The organism is Streptococcus oralis, assembly GCF_002386345.1.
GTDB lineage: Bacteria > Bacillota > Bacilli > Lactobacillales > Streptococcaceae > Streptococcus > Streptococcus oralis_S.
Genome location: NZ_CP023507.1, coordinates 197443 through 217126, shown reverse-complemented (window position 1 = coordinate 217126; position 19684 = coordinate 197443). Strand labels below are relative to the sequence as shown.

The 19684-nt window shown below is 40.7% G+C and carries 13 protein-coding genes; 3 read left to right on the top strand and 10 right to left on the bottom strand.

Translation table 11 applies throughout. The annotated features are described in order from the left end of the window. Nucleotides 1-21: 21 nt before the first annotated feature. The 7 genes from CO686_RS10420 to CO686_RS01060 all read right to left on the bottom strand — a co-directional run bounded on the left by CO686_RS10420 (nucleotide 22) and on the right by CO686_RS01060 (nucleotide 9481). Nucleotides 22-252: a TlpA family protein disulfide reductase gene (locus tag CO686_RS10420; protein ID WP_225901776.1), complete on the bottom strand. Its 231-nt coding sequence runs from the start codon at nucleotides 250-252 to the stop codon at nucleotides 22-24. 120 nt (nucleotides 253-372) lie between these two features. Then, the gene (locus tag CO686_RS10415) at nucleotides 373-594 is read right to left on the bottom strand and encodes a hypothetical protein (protein WP_225901777.1); all 222 of its coding nucleotides are present in this window, start codon (nucleotides 592-594) and stop codon (nucleotides 373-375) included. A gap of 406 nt (nucleotides 595-1000) precedes the next feature. After that, on the bottom strand, nucleotides 1001-2347 hold the full coding sequence (gene glnA / locus CO686_RS01080; RefSeq protein ID WP_001122885.1) for a type I glutamate--ammonia ligase: 1347 nt from the start codon (nucleotides 2345-2347) through the stop codon (nucleotides 1001-1003). 38 nt (nucleotides 2348-2385) lie between these two features. Then, complete coding sequence (gene glnR, locus CO686_RS01075; RefSeq protein WP_000664333.1) at nucleotides 2386-2742, bottom strand: transcriptional repressor GlnR; 357 nt, start codon at nucleotides 2740-2742, stop codon at nucleotides 2386-2388. 76 nt (nucleotides 2743-2818) lie between these two features. Next, nucleotides 2819-3346, bottom strand: coding sequence for an FUSC family protein (locus tag CO686_RS01070; protein ID WP_000119887.1), 528 nt, complete (start codon nucleotides 3344-3346; stop codon nucleotides 2819-2821). Nucleotides 3347-3480: 134 nt separating this feature from the next. Next, complete coding sequence (locus tag CO686_RS01065; RefSeq protein WP_096753408.1) at nucleotides 3481-8112, bottom strand: antigen I/II family LPXTG-anchored adhesin; 4632 nt, start codon at nucleotides 8110-8112, stop codon at nucleotides 3481-3483. A 169-nt stretch (nucleotides 8113-8281) separates the two neighbouring features. Further along, nucleotides 8282-9481, bottom strand: a complete 1200-nt coding sequence (locus CO686_RS01060; protein WP_049501507.1) for a phosphoglycerate kinase — start codon at nucleotides 9479-9481, stop codon at nucleotides 8282-8284. Between the two features lie 353 nt (nucleotides 9482-9834). On the opposite strand from CO686_RS01060, the gene CO686_RS01055 reads away from it, so the two are divergent. Beyond that, the gene (locus CO686_RS01055; protein WP_049550429.1) at nucleotides 9835-10761 is read left to right on the top strand and encodes a helix-turn-helix transcriptional regulator; all 927 of its coding nucleotides are present in this window, start codon (nucleotides 9835-9837) and stop codon (nucleotides 10759-10761) included. A gap of 84 nt (nucleotides 10762-10845) precedes the next feature. After that, entirely contained in the window at nucleotides 10846-11214 is a 369-nt protein-coding gene (locus tag CO686_RS01050) for a nuclear transport factor 2 family protein (protein WP_049485034.1), read from the top strand. A 118-nt stretch (nucleotides 11215-11332) separates the two neighbouring features. Here CO686_RS01050 and CO686_RS01045 read toward each other — a convergent pair whose 3' ends face one another. Next, entirely contained in the window at nucleotides 11333-16057 is a 4725-nt protein-coding gene (locus CO686_RS01045; RefSeq protein ID WP_096753407.1) for an endo-beta-N-acetylglucosaminidase, read from the bottom strand. 332 nt (nucleotides 16058-16389) lie between these two features. Between CO686_RS01045 and CO686_RS01040 the strand changes: the two genes are divergently transcribed. Then, the gene (locus tag CO686_RS01040) at nucleotides 16390-18021 is read left to right on the top strand and encodes a Na/Pi cotransporter family protein (RefSeq protein WP_049501505.1); all 1632 of its coding nucleotides are present in this window, start codon (nucleotides 16390-16392) and stop codon (nucleotides 18019-18021) included. A 246-nt stretch (nucleotides 18022-18267) separates the two neighbouring features. Here CO686_RS01040 and CO686_RS01030 read toward each other — a convergent pair whose 3' ends face one another. Then, the gene (locus CO686_RS01030) at nucleotides 18268-18564 is read right to left on the bottom strand and encodes a bacteriocin immunity family protein (protein ID WP_000840149.1); all 297 of its coding nucleotides are present in this window, start codon (nucleotides 18562-18564) and stop codon (nucleotides 18268-18270) included. Between the two features lie 20 nt (nucleotides 18565-18584). Then, complete coding sequence (gene pepA / locus CO686_RS01025) at nucleotides 18585-19649, bottom strand: glutamyl aminopeptidase (protein WP_000209176.1); 1065 nt, start codon at nucleotides 19647-19649, stop codon at nucleotides 18585-18587. Nucleotides 19650-19684: the final 35 nt, after the last annotated feature.

The following is a 19684-nucleotide window of genomic DNA, read 5'->3' as shown; positions in this document are numbered from 1 at the left end:
CTTTTCTGAAATAGATGTATATTAGTTTAGCAGTTCTTGTAACTCTTTCGAGAAAATTTCAGCAGTAGTATGATTTACTAATACATTCTTTACCTGTTGCTGTTTTGTCACAAGATACATACTTGGTATGGTTTGAACCTGTAAAAGATCGGCTGCGGACTGATCTTCGTCATAATAATACGGGAAAGTATATCCTTTTTCTTTGATATACTGATCAGCAGTTTCCTTTGTTTCTTTTCCTGGTTCGTTCATATTCAGAAGAACAAAATGAATTTGATCTCCATACTTTTCATACATCTGCTGAACAATGGGTAGTTGTTTCTAACAACGAGGACACCAACTAGCCCATTCGACAACTAATATAGGTTTATCTTACAGTCCTGAACTAGCAATCAATTTTCCATCTTGAGAGGCCGTTTTAAATTCTGGAAGTTGTTGACCTTTTAAACTCAAAGTTGAATTGTTCTCATCACTTGAAGTTGATTGCAAAATTGAAGACGCCCCTATATCTCCATCCTTAGTGGGTCTAGTGAAATAAATTAAACCCACCGCTAAAGCTATGATGACTCCATCTCTTAAAACAGAAACCACCATCTGTCTTTTTTACACAAAATCTCCTTTCTTATAATAGTAAAATATCATGAATAAGTTTCAATTAAATAATATATCAATCTATAAAAACGAGAGCTAAACCTCATTCATGTCAAATGATATTTTATCATTTACTAATTAGTATTTCAAGAAATATGTTGTCAAATTGTAAATTTTTTTTAGAATGTTAAAAACCTACTATTTCATACATTAGAGAGATTCTCGAGATAGGATTACGGGAATATTATTCTGAGTTTTTTCAGAATATTATTACTTTTTAATCAATTCAACTAATGATCCATTTTTGCTCAATTCACCATATTATATATACTAAGAATAGTATCAAAATGCATTTAAAAAATTGCAATAATAAAAAAGATTATCCAATTAGATAATCTTTTTTATGTTCTTAATACAAATCAAGATAATTATCAACTTCCCATTGTGAAACAAATGTTGCATAGCTGGCCCACTCGATACGTTTCGCTTCAAGGAAGCTAGTGTAGATGTGTTCACCTAGGGCTGCCTTGACCACTTCATCTTCTGTCAAAGCTTTCAAGGCGTTATGAAGAGTTGATGGAAGATCAGTGATTCCAGCTTCCTTACGCTCTTCTGCTGTCATGATGTAGATATTTTCTTCGATAGGAGCTGGTGCTTCGATTTTGTTTTCAATACCATGCAAACCAACTTCCAAAAGAACCGCCATAGCGATGTATGGGTTTGCCATTGGGTCCACTGAACGCAACTCAAGACGAGTTCCCATACCGCGTGAAGCCGGTACGCGCACAAGTGGCGAACGGTTACGACCAGCCCAAGCAATGTAAACAGGCGCTTCATAACCTGGAACCAAACGTTTGTATGAGTTAACCGTTGGGTTCATGATGGCAGTATAGTTGTAAGCATGTTTGATCAAACCACCAAGGAAATGGTAGGCCGTTTCAGACAACTGCATTCCTTTTGGATCATTTGGATCAAAGAAGGCATTGTTTCCTTCTGCATCAAACAAGGACATATTACAGTGCATACCTGATCCAGCGATACCAAATTTTGGTTTCGCCATAAAGGTTGCGTAAAGACCGTGTTTGCGAGCAATGGTTTTAACAACGAGTTTAAAGATTTGAATCTTGTCACAGGCACGGAGGACTTCATCATACTTGAAGTCAATTTCATGTTGTCCAACCGCAACCTCGTGGTGACTCGCTTCTACTTCAAATCCCATTTTGGTCAAGACATTAACAATTTCACGACGTGTATTGTCAGCAAGGTCAGTAGGCGCCAAATCAAAGTAGCCACCCTTGTCATTTACCTCAAGAGTTGGATCGCCATTTTCATCCAGCTTAAAGAGGAAGAATTCTGGTTCTGGACCAAGGTTGAAGGATTTGAATCCTACTTCTTCCATATGACGAAGTGCACGCTTCAGATTACCACGTGGGTCACCTGCAAAGGGTTCGCCTTCTGTTGTATAGACATCACAGATCAAACCTGCAACACTCCCATTTTCATCTCCCCAAGGGAAGACTGTCCATGTATCCAAGTCTGGGTACAAGTACATATCTGACTCATTGATACGTACAAAACCTTCAATAGAAGAGCCATCAAACATGGCTTTGTTTGACAAGACCTTATCTAACTGTTCATCTGTAGCAGGAATTTCGACGTTTTTCATGGTTCCCAGAATATCTGAAAACATGAGACGGATAAAGGTAACATTTTTTTCCTTGACTTCACGACGAATATCTGCAGCTGTGATTGGCATGGGTTTTCTCCTTAATATATATGACTACTTGCGATTGCCTAACCGCGACCAAAGGGTGACCGTACTGAAGCAAAGCGCCCCTGCTGGAGGAGTTCATTGTGGAGTGCACGACGCACTTCCGTCTGACTCACGGCTTTCTTGGACTTCGCCTCGCGTTCAGCATATTTTTTCTTAATCGCAGCAATATTATGACCTTCAGAGATATAATCTTTGATTTCAAGCAGACGATCCATGTCATTCAACGAATACATGCGACGGTTCCCTTCGTTTCGATCAGGTTTGATCAACTCTTGATCTTCATAATAACGAATCTGACGAGCCGAGAGATCGGTCAACTTCATAACACTGCCGATAGGAAAAACAGCCATATTTCGGCGAAATTCTCTTTCCTTCATTTACAATTTCCTTCTTCCTGTCTATTATAGTCTAAAAAAAGACATACGTCAACGAATAATGTCATAAAATGTAACATTATTTTCTTTTTTTCTCCCAAAAGAGTTTCAGTTGCTCAATATCATAATTTACAAGGATTGCGACAAAAACTCCCATAAATGTTTCAAATACACGTGCAAACACGTACAAAAATGTTTCTCCGCTTGGTATTGATAGGGTAATAATCAACATAGCCGCTACACCACCGATAACTCCTGCCTTGTTGTTCATGGCAACGTTTGTCATAATGGTTAACATGGTGCAAATCGGAACAACTAGTAAGGTTACCCAAAAGGCTCCATGAAATAAAGTGTTTAAGAGGAAAAAGACAAGGGCGTAAAAACCGCCAATACTATTTCCTAAGATACGCGAAGTTCCAAAATGGACACTCTTATCAAAGCTCTCTCGTAAACTGAAGACCGCTGTCAACGCTCCAATTTGAAGCCCCTTCCAGCCAAAAAAACCAAAAATCAAGAGAACTATAAATACGGCAATCCCCGTTTTGAAGGTTCGCATACCAAGCTTGAACTGTGACTTATCAAATTTATATTTTTTAAAATAACTCATAATCTCAACTTTCTACTACCATTTTAACATAAATTAGTTGATTTTATGAGCCAAAATCAATAGGAAGCGTTTTTAATTCAAGCTACAAGAAAAAGAGGAAACAAAGTTCCTCTTTTCTATTTAACTTTTAGAGCTTACTTGCTTTCGTCTTCTTTACGTTTCAACTGACCAAGTCCTAAAACCACTACTAAAGCTGCTAGACCAAGATATGGCATGTAGCTTGAATCATTTGTACCTGTTTGAGGTAGAGTAGGGTTACCTTTTGGATTTGGAGTAGGAGTCGTTGGCTCCTCTGGTTTCTTAGGTTCTGGCGTTGTCGTACGAACTGTATTTGAGGCGTAAGCAACTTTGTTCACAGTATTTACATAGGTATTTTCAAAGGTTCCAACAGCAATTCGTTTCATTTGAATATAAGTCTCAGCCTGGAATGGAGAATCCAACTGAATCTCTTGAAGGAATTCTTCCTTGAAGCGAATTGTAAGCATTCCCTTATCTTGATCATGTTCAACCTGTGTTTCAGCCGTTAAGTCTGTTCCTGCCTTAATAACACGACCGTCTTTCAATCGGATATCAACCTTGGCAAGAACTTTATAGTTTCCAGTGTATTGATCACCTTTTTGGTCATAATCATCTACAAAACTATAGTCATTCAAGTCCTCAGAATGATTTTGTGGAATCAAACCACCGATTAAACGATAATTGAAGTACTGGTTCAACGGAATGGTTTGGCCATCAATATTGTCACTGCTTGGATCCATACTGATTGTCACATCTTTTTTAGGTGTGATTTTCGGTACATTGTTGACAACTACTTCTGTAGCATAACCATTTCCAAAATCAATTTGGTAAGCTTTGTTTTCATACTTACCACCCGTTTGACCAAATTCAGGTTTAACTGTCATCGGATCTGTGATGAGCAATGATTTTCCTGCTGCTACATAGTTCTTGTAGAATTCGGCTGGATTATCAGCTGAGAAGAGTTGGAAAGCACCTTTAACAGTGATGTTGGCTTTCTTCAACAGATCTTGAACCTTCTTAGGCGCAGCTTCTAAACTATCAAATTGTTGAACACTGATACCTGATACAAGGTTGCCCTCTAGATCACGGATCTTAACCAATTCTGGTTGAAGGGTTAAGGCTTCTTCTGGATAATCATCCACATAGTAGAAACCATTTTGAATCGCTTCTTTAGAAGATTTATCTCCCTTGTATTGGTCCAAATCCCATGTAAGTTCATAGTAGTTCGTTGAACCAGCTAGAACCTCTTTACCATCAATATTTACACCTTGCTTGTTCTTGTTAACTTTCAAAGGCTTGATGTAGTTGTTATTTGGATTGTCAGGATCATTTGGTTTACCTGGAGTCGTTACACGAACAATGTTTGACTTAACACCGTAGGCGTCGTTGACTGTCAATGTAAAGTTATTTGTATAAGTTGCCCCATCATTCAAGACACGACCAACAACAGTTGGATATAGAGTCTCAAAGGATTTTGTCAAATCCGCATTGAAAGCAGCCAAGGTCTCCTCAGTAGCCTTAAAGGTTACAGTGTGACTAGCTTTATCATAGCTTGTTTCAAAACCTTTGCTTGCAGCCTTGGTTGCTTCCAAATCAAACTGATAGCCAGTTGGAAGTGGATCTACCAATACAAATGAAGTTGTTTTTGGACGACCAGCTGTCAACGCTTCTGTTTTCAACTCAAACTTCACTACAGACTGCTTAGCAACTAGAGTACGATCGATATCTACTCCATCCTCATTTTTAATTTCTTTATTAATCTGAGGTTGTGCAAATAGACGATTGTAATGGAAGTGAACTGTTGGCACCGCTGGTGGTGTTGGCAACTGCTTAGGAGTTGGTGCTACCGGCGGAGTTGGCAATGGATCATAATTTGGCTCTTCTGGTTTTGATGGCTCTGGTTGATCTGGAGTTTTTACCGGTGGAGTTGGCTCATTTTCGTAGCTTGGTGCTACTGGAGCTGGTTCCAATGGTTTCTCTGTCTCATATGTTGGCTCTTCTGGTTTTGATGGCTCCGGTTGATCTGGAGTTTTTACCGGTGGAGTTGGCTCATTTTCGTAGTTTGGTGCTACTGGAGCTGGTTCCAATGGTTTCTCTGTCTCATAATTTGGCTCTTCTGGTTTTGATGGCTCCGGTTGATCTGGAGTTTTTACCGGTGGAGTTGGCTCATTTTCGTAGTTTGGTACTACTGGAGCTGGTTCCAGTGGTTTTTCCACTTCATAAGTTGGAGCTTGTGGTGCAGTTGGTTCTACTGGCGGAGTTGGTTTTTCTTTTGTAATTTTCGGAACGTTAACCGCACGAATCTTACCATTGAGTGAGTACCAGATATTTGGTCTTTTACCTGTATCAACCGCCATAACTGGATCAGAAGGAACTACTAAAGTAGCTGAAATGGCACCGACAGTAACACGGTTAGTTGAACCAGACATGCTAATTGCTCCTGCACCATACCAAGAGTTTGGAGCATCTGATGAATCCCATCCTGAATTAGGCTGGCTATTTTTATACATTGTCCAGCGAGCTCCACCCTGTCCTTGTTTAAAGTTAAGAGTTTCTGTGGCATAAATCTTTCCGTCTTTTTCTCCAACAGATGAACCGGAAATTTTAATAAAGTTACCAGTGTAATCCTTGGCCATCTCAATAGAATTATTTTCTCTATTTAGAGATGCAACTGAAAGAAGGGCATTGTCGAAATTAATTGGTTGGTCATTTTCATCATAGAAGGTAAATTCATTTTTAATGAAAATTGAAGTCCCTTTTTCAACATCACCAGTGTAAGCAGAAGCAAAGACTCCCAAAGTTGGGTCACTAAAGATTCCCAACCAAACTTTTCCACTAGGATTTTTAAATTGAGAAGAAGGATCTACAGTATATTTGTAAACAATCTTCGAAATCTTTTTACCGTTGTAGTATGAATTTTGAAGGTTGGTATAAGTTGCTGTAGCACTTTGTCCACGTTCTAAAAGAACCGATCCCCATTTAACCTCTGTTTTATTCCCTACATTGGTCGTCCAGTCTGATTTGTCTCCAATATTACCATACAATTCCACTGAAGAAGTAGTTGCACCGTTCTCCAAGTTCTTGACATTGAGATTGTCTAACTGAAGATTTTTCTTACCATATTGGTCTGTGTCTTTCTTAAAGGCTTCATCAACTGCTGCTGCAGTGAGAAGTTTTCCTTCTGTTTTGAGGTCAAGTTGGGCATTCGGTTCTAAATCATAAACCAAGCTCTGAGCAGATGGCTTAGATAAGTAACCATCTTGATCTTTATTCTTTTCAAGTTCTACAAGCGCTGCCTTAATTTGGGCCTGCTCATCTTCATAAGCCTGCAACTTAGCCGGATACTCAGCCAACTCTTTCTTATATTTGGCAAGATCAGCTTCATATTTAGCTAATTTTGCTTCATAGTCAGTTTTAGCCGCGGCATTCCGTTGCTTGATTTCTTCGTTTTCAGCTTGGAGCGCTGCATTTTTAGCTGTGTTTTCTTCAACAGCCTTCTCATAAGCTGCTTTAGCATCAGCATTTGCTTTTTGAACGCGAGCTAATTCCGTCTGGTATTCGGCTAGCTTAGCTTGGTAGTCTGCTTCGTTGGTAGCATTTGCTTGCTTAACTGCCGCCAAATCTGCTTCATATTTCTTCATCGCAGCTTCATAATTCGATTTTGCAGTGGCGTTACGCCGCTTAATAGCTTCATTTTCAGCTTGAATGGCTGTATTTTTTGCAGTATTTTCTTTTACTGCTTTATCATATGCCTCTTTAGCTTCAGCATTTGCCTTTTGAACACGTGCCAACTCCGCTTGGTAAGCTGCTAATTTTGCTTGGTAGTCAGCATCATTATCCTCTTTAGCTTTCTTAATAGCTGCAAGGTCTGCTTCATACTGCTTCATCGCTGCTTCATAATTCGCTTTTGCAGTTTCATTACGCTGTTTAATCGCTTCATTTTCAGCTTTAAGCGCTTCGTTTTTAGCTGTATTTTCTTTTACTGCTTTATCATAAGCCTCTTTAGCTTCAGCATTAGCTTTTTGTACTCGAGCTAATTCTGTCTGGTAAGCTGAAAGTTTATTTTGATAATCCTGTTGACTATCTTCATTTGCTTTTTTGACAGTTGCTAAATCTTTTTGATATTGTGCTAGCTTAGCCTCATATTCTGCTTTAGCTGTTGCATTAGCAGTGTTGATTTTTTCAACTTCTTCTTGATGACTTTTTAGATCTTTTTGGTACTTGTCATCCGCTGCTTTGTTTTCAGCATTGATTTTATCTGTTTCAGCCTGATGAGCTGCGACTTCTTTTTTATATGCTTCAGTTGTTGTCTTTACTTCTTCAGCCTGTTTAGCATAGTCGCTTTTAATCTCATCTTGTTTTTGAGCATTCTCTGTAGCAGTTGTGGCTGTTCCTTTGTCTTTTGTTTCATCTTGAACTACCTTAACTCCTGCAGATTTTGCATCAGCAACTGCTTTATCCAAATCAGCTGATGATACTTCTACTGGCAAAGCTGAGTCTTTAGAACCAGCCTTAGCTTGGCTCTCTTTGGCAACTTGGCTCATTTCACCCTGAGCTTCAGGTAGATTTGTGGCTGGGTTCCCTGTAGTAGCTACCTCAACTGTACTTGTACTAGTTGTCTCTGTAACTTCATCAGCAAATACTGCTTTGTCTACAAAAGCAATCAAAGCAGTTCCTAAAACAGCACCACACAAAGTTTTCGCAACTTTGCTTTTACGAAATCCATAGACTTCTTTTTTATTTTTCATTATAAGTCATTTCCTTATCTAAATTTAGTCGTTACTTCTTATACTAGCACTTTACAAGGCAGGATGCAAATATTTACTCTTTTTTCTTTTTATTTATAGAAAAATTTCACCTATTTATAAATTAAATTAAAAAGAAGATGGTCACACCATCTTCTTTTAGTTAAACTATTTATTTTTCAGTCAAAGCTGCCAATCCTGGAAGAACTTTACCTTCAAGGAGTTCCATTGATGCTCCACCACCTGTAGAGATCCATGAGAACTTGTCTGCACGTCCAAGGTTGATGGCTGCAGCAGCTGAGTCACCACCACCGATGATTGATTTAACACCTGGTTGTTTCACGATAGCATCCATGACACCGATTGTACCAGCTTGGAAGTCAGGGTTTTCAAATACACCCATAGGTCCATTCCATACAACTGTTTTCGCACCAGTCAAAGCTTCATCAAACTTAGCGATAGATTTAGGACCGATATCCAAACCAAGGAAACCTGGGTCTACTGCTTCACCTTCAGTGTCTTTCACTTCAGTGTAGTCAGCAAATGCGTTCGCTTCTTTTGAGTCAACTGGCAAGATCAATTTGCCGTTTGCTTTTTCAAGAAGAGCTTTAGCGATATCCAATTTGTCTTCTTCTACAAGTGAGTTACCGATTTCGATACCTTGTGCTTTGTAGAATGTGTAAGTCATCCCACCACCGATAAGAACTTTATCAGCTTTTTCAAGCAAGTTTTCGATAACACCGATCTTGTCTGAAACTTTTGAACCACCAAGGATAGCCACGAATGGACGTTCTGGAGCTTCAACAGCTTCTTGGATATAGGCAATTTCGTTTTCAAGAAGGAAACCAGCAACTGCTTTTTCAACGTTTGCCGAGATACCAACGTTAGATGCGTGTGCACGGTGAGCTGTACCGAATGCATCGTTTACGAAGATACCATCTCCAAGTGATGCCCAGTATTTACCAAGTTCAGGATCGTTTTTAGATTCTTTCTTGCCGTCAACATCTTCGAAACGAGTGTTTTCAACCAAGAGAACTTGTCCATCTTCAAGAGCGTTAACAGCGGCTTCCAATTCAGCACCACGTGTAACACCTGGGATAAATTTAACTTCTTGTCCCAATTTAGCAGCCAAGTCAGCAGCTACAGGAGCAAGTGATTTACCTTCTTTGTCTGCTTCTTCTTTTACACGTCCAAGGTGAGAGAAGAGGATTGCACGTCCACCTTGTTCAAGGATGTACTTGATAGTTGGAAGAGCTGCAGTGATACGGTTGTCATTGGTAATCACGCCATCTTTAACAGGTACGTTGAAGTCAACACGAACGAGAACTTTTTTCCCTTTCAAGTCAACGTCTTTAACAGTCAATTTTGCCATTAGATATGACTCCTTCTTTTTTTATACGTGTTAATTATATCACAAAATCAGCAAAAGAGATAGAAAAACCCTAAACTTTTCTTGTTCTTTCTTCTATTTATTAACCTAAAAACCTAGGATTGCAGTTCGGAAAATAGCAATCTTCACATAATTCGGTTGGAAAAATTTAGGCAAATTTCTTGATTGCTCTGCCTAATTACTTCTATACCATTCTTTTTCCAACATTTTAATCCTTAATATTCTAAACTATACGGTCCTTCTTTTTGAATTGCTAGGTTTCTTATTGTACAATATAACTGAAATAGTTTCTTTTAGTTTGTGCTATTTGAAATTAAAAAAGAGGATTTACTACAATGAAATTAGAAAGACTAATCTATATTTTACTGTCTCTTTTAAATAAGAAGAGAATAACAGCTAAAGAGATTGCAGAGAGGTTTGAAATATCTAGTCGAACAGTATACAGAGACATGGATACGCTTAGTTTAGCGGGGATTCCAATCTATTCGGAACGTGGAGATAAGGGAGGTTTCTATATACCAAGCGACTATAAGATAGACAGAAACTTTTTCACTGAGGAAGAGAGACAGTTTATTATTAATATGAGCCAGAATGTTAGTAAAATCGTTGGTCATTCAAGTCTTGACAGTATCGAACACAAGCTGTCTTCTCAAGAAATTACAAGAGTAAACAGTCCTTTTTACTTTGATCTCAGTTCCTGGACTCTTAATACAAATTATTTACTAGAAATTGAGGAAGCGATACAAACTGAACAGATGATTTCTTTTTCTTACTATTCGAAAAAACAAGAGAAAAGTCAGCGAACAGTTATTCCATACAGATTGATCTATAAACTGAATGCTTGGTATGTTATCGGTTACTGCTTAGAAAAATTAGATTTTCGTATTTTTAAATTAACTCGAATTCGTGAACTAGAACTAGTGGAGATAAAAGATAAACCATTCGATTATCCACGTTTATCTCAAGAAAAGTTAGAGCTTTTTTTAAATCCCCCAAAACATAAAGTGGAGGGGCAAAGAGAAGAAATTGAACTAGTTTTTACAAGATTTGCACTTCCAAAAATCTACGATCACTTCACGGAAGAAGAAATCAGAGTCGAGGACGAAATAATAAAAGTTCAGGCATTTAGAGCTTTAACTCCCTCGTTTTTTGATTTACTATTAAGCTTTGGTTATCAAGTAAAGGTCGTATCTCCAAGTCACTTACAAAATCTACTGGTCAGTACTCTCAAAAAAAATCTTCAGCAATATGACAACCTGTAGTCATATTTCCTTTTGTATACTCTTAAGTGGGCAAAATATTTCGTGATATTCATCATAGCCCAATTATTTTACAGGAGGTTCCAAATGGATACAAAAACACTTGCAGAAAGCTATTTTACGGCAGTAAATGAGGGAGGCTGGGAAGATTTCGTAGCTGAAAACTTTGACTATGGCATGTGCGATAGTATAGAAATTCGACAAGGACGTGATGTTTATTTGCAAGGTGCAGGCCAATTCTATGCTTTAAGCCAGCATCTTGAAGTGAAGCAATTACTTGTTGATGGTCGAACAGTCTCAGCTTTAAACCGCTACCATCTACATTCTCCTCAAGGAAAAGAACTCGAACTGGATGTCGCAGAATTTCTGAAATTCGATGAATTTGATAAATTAGTTGCATCCAATATCTATTTCGACACTTATCGTTTCCAAAAATTTATCCAAGGAATTGAATAACAAAAATCTAGCTTCAAATTTACTCTTCAATTTCAAAACTAAAAACAAGGCCTGACTAATCTACAGTTAAACCTTGTTTTTTTATTTTTATGAGAAAATCCAAGATTCGTAAATCTGATTAGTCTTCTCTCTTCTTTCCAGCAAGCAAGCCGTAGCCACTCATTAGTCCGAGGAGTCCTAGCGCTACTAGACTAGCATCTCTTGTCGCTCCCGTATTTGGGAGCTCTCTATTTGTTTCTTCAACTTTTGCTGGTGTTGCTGAGAGCGCTTGATCCCTTGTTTGTGAGACTTGCTCTTCTTTCGTTCCAACTTCAACAATTTCTGGGATTGATTCCTTGACTACCTCAGTCGAACGAAGAGTGCGTTTGCCTTGGCTATCTACTTCTACAAAGTGGCGAACTTGACCTTCAACGCCTGCTTGAACTAGCTGGTGTTTGCCTTTGAGAAGGGCTGCATTTGGTCGTTCCTGATGTTCGAAGGCAACTGTATCCTCTTCAACTTCCAGTTTCGGAATTTCTAAAACTAGGTCTTTTACTCCCTCAGCCGGTTGGTTGCTGGATAGAACTTTTGTACCTACTTCTGTAATTTCTGGAAGAGCTTCCTTGAGAACTTCTGTTGAACGAAGGGTGCGTTTGCCTTGGACATCTACTTCTACTAGACGACGAACTTGACCTTCAACTCCAGCTTGCACAACACGGCGTTGTCCTTTGAGAAATTCGGAGTTTGGTCGCTCCTGACGTTCATAGGCTATTGTTTCAGTTTCAATAACTAGTTCAGGGAGGGCCTTAACCGTCGGGGCCACTTCATTTGGATCCATGCTACCAACATGATGGCTTTCTTCTGCAGGAGCTAGTTTCTTATTCAGCTTTTCTTTCATGTCCGCAAAAGCCTGTGGAGTTGGCATCTCTGAAGCCAACAAAGTTTCTGCTTGGTCAATCAATTCAGCTTTAGGATCTTTTTCACGGACGGATTCGAGCAAGCCTTCCAACTCTTCTCTAGCAGTCTGATAACGTTGATTTCCATCCAAGGCTGTCCCTGCTTGTTTCAACTCATTCAAAGCCCGATTGACTTCTTCTTGGCTAGTATTATGGTTTTCTGCTACAGCTTTCGCTACATTGAGCTTCTCTACTAGTGCTGCTTGTTTGTCCTCGCTTGAGAAGGTGTAGGCAAGGGTTGACTGACGGCCTTGGGCAGCAGTAATTTCTTGTTTGAGGTACTCGTCGTTGACAGCTGCTTTTGGAGAAACCAAGACATCGAACTCAGCTGTGTGTCCCTTGTAATGAAGAGTCAAGGTCTGACGACCAGTCTTTTGAGCATCGTAGCCCGTAATTTCAACACCTTGATCTGTGAAGGCATGGCTTTCTTCTGTCTCATCATCATAGAGAACGCCGAAGCGACCTTCTGCAAGGTCCAGTTGATCCCCTACTAGATAGTCTGTTTTCGGTTTCTTAGTAATGTACAAACCTGCTACTTCTTTTTGTTTTCCTTCATCTTGACCAGTCACTTGTACGTTTAAATTACCAGTAACTGGAAGTCCAAGGTAGCTGACTGTGAGCTTTTGTTCCCCTTTTTGATGAGCGTTGTAGCCAGATACTATCACACCTGAATGAGTAAGGTTGATCAGCTCGTCGGCTTGTCCCCCTTCGTATTGAACACGGAGAGTGCCGCCTCTAAGGTCCAGTTTTTCTCCCTCTTTATAAACTGTCTTCTTAGGCCCTTTTTCAAGACTAACTGCAGCAATTTTCCTCTCATCCTGTGGAATCGCTACTGCCAAGGTGTTACTGATTTCTTTGCCAGGTAGTTGGGTACGATAGTAGAGGAGAGTTGGTTGCTTGTCAAAGCCCAATGGTGCTGTTGCCAAGTCGCCTCCAGTTTCAGACTTCAAGGTTGCAATCGGTGTTTGTGAATCTGCCTTGTCGTAAACGGTGATGGTTGCACCCGCTGGAACATCAGAGAAGCCTAGTTGAACTTGATGGTTTCCAAGTGAACGGGCAGCTACCTTAGCCATTGGAATATTTTGACTTTCTGTGTCCAAGGTTTCATACATCTTCCAGTTGTAGATACGAATGGCCTTCCAAGGTGTCCCGTTATCTGAAGTGATAACTTTTAGGCGCCAGTCTTGAGCAGTGATTGGTTTGTCAAGAGTGATATCCGTAACGTGCGCTTTGTTGCCACGGACTTCCTTAGCTAGTTTCCATTCACCATCTGCATCTTTATAATAAAGGTCAAAGTCTTTGGTGTTCATCAAACCGTCGTTGACAGACTCACCACCAGCTCCCGCATGATCCATGACCCATCTAACAACGGTACGTGGCTTGGTCAAGCGAATATCCACACTACCGCTCAACTGAGCTGAAGACCACTTGTCTGACAGGCTAGTAATGGTACCGTTCAACATACCTTCAATGCCTTCTCCACCTTCAGTATTTGGGAAAGTACTACCGATAACCTTTGCACCTGGAACAATATTTTCAGCCAAAGGTCTTGGGAGAGTCGTATCCTGAACTGTCATCCCCCAGTTAAAGGATGCCATCGCCGCTTCGGAACGGAGGCCATTTTTACCAACTGCAACGACTTTTAATTCCTGAGTCCTACCAGTCGCATTAGCAGAGCGGCTAACTTTTGGCAAGTAGATGGTTGAAGCAGATGATCCTGTCAACAAACGCCAGTTATCTCCATCTTTTTCGTAGACTTCATAGAAATCTGCATCTTGGTTACCAGCAAATTGGACCACTGCTTCAGCTTCTTGGGCATTCTTGAGAGATTGTTTCACAACAGAGAGTCCTGTTGGGGCTTGTGGTGCTTGGTGATTGTCCGAAATTGTTAATTGTCCTAGGTTGAACTGATAATCTTTTACAGCCCCTTCATGCTCGAAGAAAAGTTTGACTGCATAGATGGTTTTACCTGCTAGTGAGCTAAGGTCAAATTCTTCATTCTTCCAGTCATCAGAGAGAGTCAGTTCTTTCCATGCAGCTGCATCCTCAAATTTGTAGTCTGGAGTCGTAGAGAAGGCCATATAAACTTTAGAGCCTTTTCCTCCCTTGTGGGCAACACGAAGTTTGGTTTTCTCTGTTACTTCTAGTTTGGTAGAATACAAATTCACATCCTGGTCCGTCTTACCAGCTACATCACCTGAGAATTTAAGAGAATTTCCGCCATTGTAGGCATCTGTAAAGTCATATTCTGCACGAAGTTTTTCACCTGTCGAAGTCTGCCACCAGCGCCATGTTGGTAAAACACCTGAAACAGAACGGTAGTTCCACTCAGAATCCTTAGAAACTTTACCGTCAACAAACCATTTTCTACCATGACCTGTATTAAAAGAGGTGGTGAAGGTACGTCCTACTGCTGGTGTACGGTCAGCAACTAAATTGGCAATTCCATACCACTCTTTGTCAGCTGGTTTTTGAGCCGTTGGATCTCCTTGGTAACCTGTAAAGAAGATGTCTTCGTTCTTGTGGTAGTCTTCGCCTGTTTTTCCTAGACTGGTAATCGTATCTGGTGCAAAAAGTCCAAGTGACAAACGCAACTTACCCTTTTCATCCAAGAGAGCATCCCATTTGACTTTGGTCTTATAAGAACCACCTTGTTGCAATTCCAAGCCTGCAAAGACATCATATTGGCTACGTTCTAGCCATTTGGCCATCTCTACGGAGTGGTCATTCTTTTCCTTGTTCCAGTTGAAATTGGCAAAGAATTGGTCCGCAGGAACTTTGTCTCCTTCTTTTTGCATGAACTGGTAGTTGTAATCACCTAGACCATCTTCGTGGTAACGACCGTATTTGTAGGTCATGGCATCGTACCAAGCATACTTGATTGGGTGGTTGACTTTGGCTGCATATTCTTTTGTATAGAGCATGAATTGGCGCATTTTTTCACCAAGAGGTGCTACCAATTCCCCCGTTGTTTCCTGATTAATGAAATAGCCATCAAATCCGTAATACTTAGCAAGATCAACGAGCTTGCGTGCGATAGGGAAGCTGCCATCCTCATCTTGTTTCAAGGCAGCGGCAAATTTCTCTTGGTCAGCAATACTGTTTGACCAGTTGAAAAAGAGTGTTCCATAAACGGGAACTCCGTTGCGGTGACCGGCATCAATGACATCTGGAGTTGGAACTAGACCTTCCCAGAAGACCATTGAATCCAAGTATTGCCAGTAGTCAAAAGCATAGGCCTTGAATTCTTCTCCACCAACAGAAGCGTGGTCTTTAGCCTTTGAGTTGGTATTTGCCAGCGCCTGAACCTTGGCTCTTCTGCTTGCTTTTTCATTGACCAACTGCCCTCTGTGGCGCTTGGCGAGTTCAACTGATGAACGGTTAATAGGATCATCCTCACGCGCACCCGGTTCCCATTTTAACAAATCTTCCCAAGTATCAAATTTGATTTCTTTTGGTCGGAGACTCTTTTCTTCATTTTTAGGAACGTCTGCTAGAGTCGGTTTGTCGGCTTTCTTCTCAGCCACTTGAGGAGCTTCCTCTGGTTTGACTTCTTCTTTTTCAGTTGGTTGAGCAGGTTTTTCAGTTTTATCTGTTGGAGCTGGCTTCGCTTCTTCTTTTTCATTAACCAGATCCGTTATTGTTGGAGTGTTTTCTGAAATTGGTTGCTCAGCTACTTTGTTCTCTGTTTCCTCTAATTGTTTTTCAAGGGCTGCAGTATCTGGATTAGCTGTTTCACTAGTACTTGTCGCTTGGGCGCTCGTATTTGTAGCTGTTTCAGGGACTGCGACTTGTTCGGCAAGAGCTGGACTCGCAAATAGAGCTGAACCAATCATCAAGGAACAAGCTCCGATTGACAGCTTACGAATACTGTAACGGCAACGTTTTTCAAAAAATAGATTTTTCATCTTATCCTCCTAATAAAATATAAAGTAAGCGCTTTACTTTTTGATAAAAAGTAACTGTTCTCAGTGCACACCACCAGAACAGGATTATCTTCATTTTATCCTATATGAAAGCGATGTCAATCTATTTAACATAAAAACTATAACTAGGATAAAAATCAGTAAAATTTGGACACAATCCTATAAATCATCTATCTTAAAGGGAAACTATCTCTCATTTTGAAAGAAAGTTCTTGTTTCTTATGAAAATTTCAGCTAAACACTTGTGAGATTTACTTTTATCCTTTAAAATAGAATAGGAGAAATTCCGTTATTATTTTTCGGAGGAAAAAGAAATGTCCATTAATTGGCAGGAAATTTTATTTCACTTTTTAGGAGGTCTGGGACTGTTTTTATACAGTATCAAGACCATGGGAGACGGTTTGCAACAAGCTGCTGGAGATCGCCTTCGTTTTTACATTGACAAGTACACTAGCAATCCCTTTTTAGGCGTTCTAGTCGGAATCGTCGTGACTGCCCTGATTCAGTCAAGTACAGGGGTTACAGTTATCACGGTTGGGCTAGTCAGCGCTAGTCTTCTAACCCTTAGACAGGCTATCGGAATTATCATGGGAGCCAACATCGGAACCACCGTTACATCCTTTATCATCGGTTTCAAGCTTGGTGAGTATGCTTTACCCTTGATTTTCCTTGGAACCATGTTCCTCTTCTTTACAAAAAACAGAACAGCAAACAATATCGGGCGCATCCTGTTTGGTGTCGGGGGAATCTTCTACGCCCTCAACCTCATCAGTGCCGGTATGAGCCCGCTTAAAGATTTACCACAATTCAAGGAGTATATGGTAACCTTGGGACAAAATCCTATTTTAGGAGTAGTAGCCGGTGCAGTGATTACCGTCCTCATTCAGGCCTCTTCGGCAACTATCGGGATTCTACAAGGTCTCTATGCAGGTGGCTTCCTTGACCTTAAAGGTTCGCTACCGGTTCTCTTCGGGGATAATATCGGGACAACTCTAACCGTTATCATTGCGGCAGCTGGAGCCAATGTCTCAGCGAAACGCGTTGCGGCAACCCACGTTACCTTTAACGTTTTAGGAACTATTCTTTGCTTAATCTTATTAGGCCCTTTCACTGCTATGATCGAGTACTTCCAGGCACTCCTTCACCTCTCACCTGAGATGACAATCGCCTTCTCTCACGGTGCCTTTAACGTAAGTAACACCATTGTACAATTTCCATTCATCGGAGCCTTGGCCTACTTTGTAACCAAGCTCATCCCTGGTGAAGACGAGGTTGTCAAGTACGAGCCCCTCTATCTCGACGAGCAACTTATCCAGCAATCTCCTTCCATCGCTCTAGGAAATGCCAAAAAAGAACTCTTGCACTTGGGGAACTATGCAACCAAAGCTTTTGACCTTTCTTATACCTATATCATCGGTTTGGATGAAAAGGTAGCTGAAAAAGGGCACAAGACAGAGGAAGCCATCAATACCATCGATGAAAAACTCACTCGTTACCTCATCAGACTCTCAAGCGAATCCTTGAGCCAAAAGGAAAGTGAAGTCTTGACCAACATTCTGGATTCATCTCGTGATTTGGAACGGATTGGGGACCACGCAGAAGGCTTGCTCAACCTAACAGACTACCTCCAACGTAAGAATGTTCAATTTTCTGATGCTGCTTTAGAGGAATTAGCTGAGATTTATCAAGCAACAACTGCATTTATCAAGGATGCCCTTGATAGTGTGGAAAATAATGATATTGAAAAAGCTCAAAGTCTGATTGAACGCCATAAAGAAATCAACAATATGGAACGCGTTCTCAGAAAGACCCACATCAAACGCCTTAACAAAGGTGAGTGTTCTACACAAGCTGGAGTCAACTTTATCGACATCATTTCCCACTACACTCGTGTATCTGACCATGCTATGAACCTAGCTGAAAAGGTCATCGCTGAACAAATCTAATACTCTTCGAAAATCTCTTCAAACCACGTCAACGTCGCCTTGCCGTATATATGTTACTGACTTCGTCAGTTCTATCCACAACCTCAAAACCGTGTTTTGAGCAATCTGCGGTTAGTTTCCTAGTTTGCTCTTTGATTTTCATTGAGTATAAGTGCCAAGAAGCTATCCTGAATGGGATGGCTTTTTCGTTTCCTCATCAAAAATGTTTTTTCTGACATATAAAAAATGCTTTGATTCACAATGGAATCAAAGCATTTTAAAGAGTTCTCCAAACATGATAGCAGAAACTGCAGTGCCCCTGTATTTGGCTTCTTCTCTTTTGATAAAGCGCGCCAAGTTGAGCAACTCAGGTGCTGGGTGTTTGGGATTGGTGAGCAATTCACGGGTGACCAGTCCTGAAAGTCGGACTGCTAGTAATTGCTCATTTGTAGTAGGCAGCTTCTTAGCAGTCTCTAGGAGAGCAGCAACTAAATCTTCACTCAAACCCTGACGAGCATGGTTGTAGAGATCTCTTATAAGGCTTTCTAGGTTTGGTTCGGCCATCCTGACCACCTCCCTTATGTTTAATAATGTTTAATCAAATCAACCGTTGAACGATCCATTTTTTTCACCAAGGCTTGCAAGAAGGCTTGGGCTTCTAAGAAGTCATCCATCGCGTAGAGAGTTTGGTGAGAGTGGATATAACGAGCACAGACACCGATAGTTGTAGATGGGACACCACCATTTTTCAGATGAGCTGCTCCAGCGTCCGTTCCGCCTTTTCCACAATAGTATTGATACTTGATACCCGCTTCTTCAGCCGTTGTCAAAAGGAAATCCTTCATACCTGGGAGGAGCAAGTGACCTGGATCATAGAAACGAATCAAGGTTCCATCCCCAATCTTACCTTGGCCACCGTAGACATCACCTGCTGGTGAGCAGTCAACTGCCAGGAAGACTTCTGGATCAAACTTAGTTGTAGAAGTATGAGCGCCACGAAGGCCAACCTCTTCTTGGACGTTAGAGCCAAGATAGAGTTCATTTCCCAGTCTTTGACCTGACAAGGCTTCTGCTAGCTCACTTACCATGAGGACACCGTAGCGATTATCCCAAGCTTTTGAGATGATATTTTTTTCATTGGCTGTCAAGATAGCGGAACTATCAGGGACAATGGTGTCACCAGGACGGATACCAAAGCTTTCTGCCTCAGCCTTGTCTGCAAAACCACCATCAAAAATGATATCAGAGATTGCTGGCATGGTTGGCCCACCTGTTCCACGTGTCAAATGTGGAGGGACAGAACCTGAGATCACTGGAATTTCACGACCGTCACGAGTAAAGAGTTTGAAGCGTTGGCTGCTGACCACCATAGGATTCCAGCCACCGATTTCAACCACACGGAAAGTTCCGTCTGGCTTAATCTCACTGACCATAAAACCAACTTCGTCCATGTGAGATGCGACCAAAACACGCGGGGCATCCGTAGCTTCTGAATGCTTGATACCGAAAATACCACCTAAGCCATCTGTCACTACTTCATCCACATGCGGTGTCAACTTTTCACGAAGATAAGCACGGACAGGCGCTTCGTGACCTGAGATCGCAGCAAGCTCTGTTACTTCTTTGATTTTTGAAAATAATGTTGTCATATCAGTTCCTTCTTTCTGTCCTCCATTTTACCACT

Coding starts and splice junctions, on each gene's coding strand:
- glnA (WP_001122885.1), bottom strand. CDS start 2,347: ATGCCAATCACAGCTGCAGATATTCGTCGTGAAGTCAAGGAAAAAAAT.
- glnR (WP_000664333.1), bottom strand. CDS start 2,742: ATGAAGGAAAGAGAATTTCGCCGAAATATGGCTGTTTTTCCTATCGGC.
- CO686_RS01050 (WP_049485034.1), top strand. CDS start 10,846: ATGGATACAAAAACACTTGCAGAAAGCTATTTTACGGCAGTAAATGAG.
- CO686_RS01055 (WP_049550429.1), top strand. CDS start 9,835: ATGAAATTAGAAAGACTAATCTATATTTTACTGTCTCTTTTAAATAAG.
- CO686_RS10420 (WP_225901776.1), bottom strand. CDS start 252: ATGAACGAACCAGGAAAAGAAACAAAGGAAACTGCTGATCAGTATATC.
- CO686_RS01070 (WP_000119887.1), bottom strand. CDS start 3,346: ATGAGTTATTTTAAAAAATATAAATTTGATAAGTCACAGTTCAAGCTT.
- CO686_RS01030 (WP_000840149.1), bottom strand. CDS start 18,564: ATGGCCGAACCAAACCTAGAAAGCCTTATAAGAGATCTCTACAACCAT.
- pepA (WP_000209176.1), bottom strand. CDS start 19,649: ATGACAACATTATTTTCAAAAATCAAAGAAGTAACAGAGCTTGCTGCG.
- CO686_RS01065 (WP_096753408.1), bottom strand. CDS start 8,112: ATGAAAAATAAAAAAGAAGTCTATGGATTTCGTAAAAGCAAAGTTGCG.
- CO686_RS10415 (WP_225901777.1), bottom strand. CDS start 594: ATGGTGGTTTCTGTTTTAAGAGATGGAGTCATCATAGCTTTAGCGGTG.
- CO686_RS01060 (WP_049501507.1), bottom strand. CDS start 9,481: ATGGCAAAATTGACTGTTAAAGACGTTGACTTGAAAGGGAAAAAAGTT.
- CO686_RS01040 (WP_049501505.1), top strand. CDS start 16,390: ATGTCCATTAATTGGCAGGAAATTTTATTTCACTTTTTAGGAGGTCTG.
- CO686_RS01045 (WP_096753407.1), bottom strand. CDS start 16,057: ATGAAAAATCTATTTTTTGAAAAACGTTGCCGTTACAGTATTCGTAAG.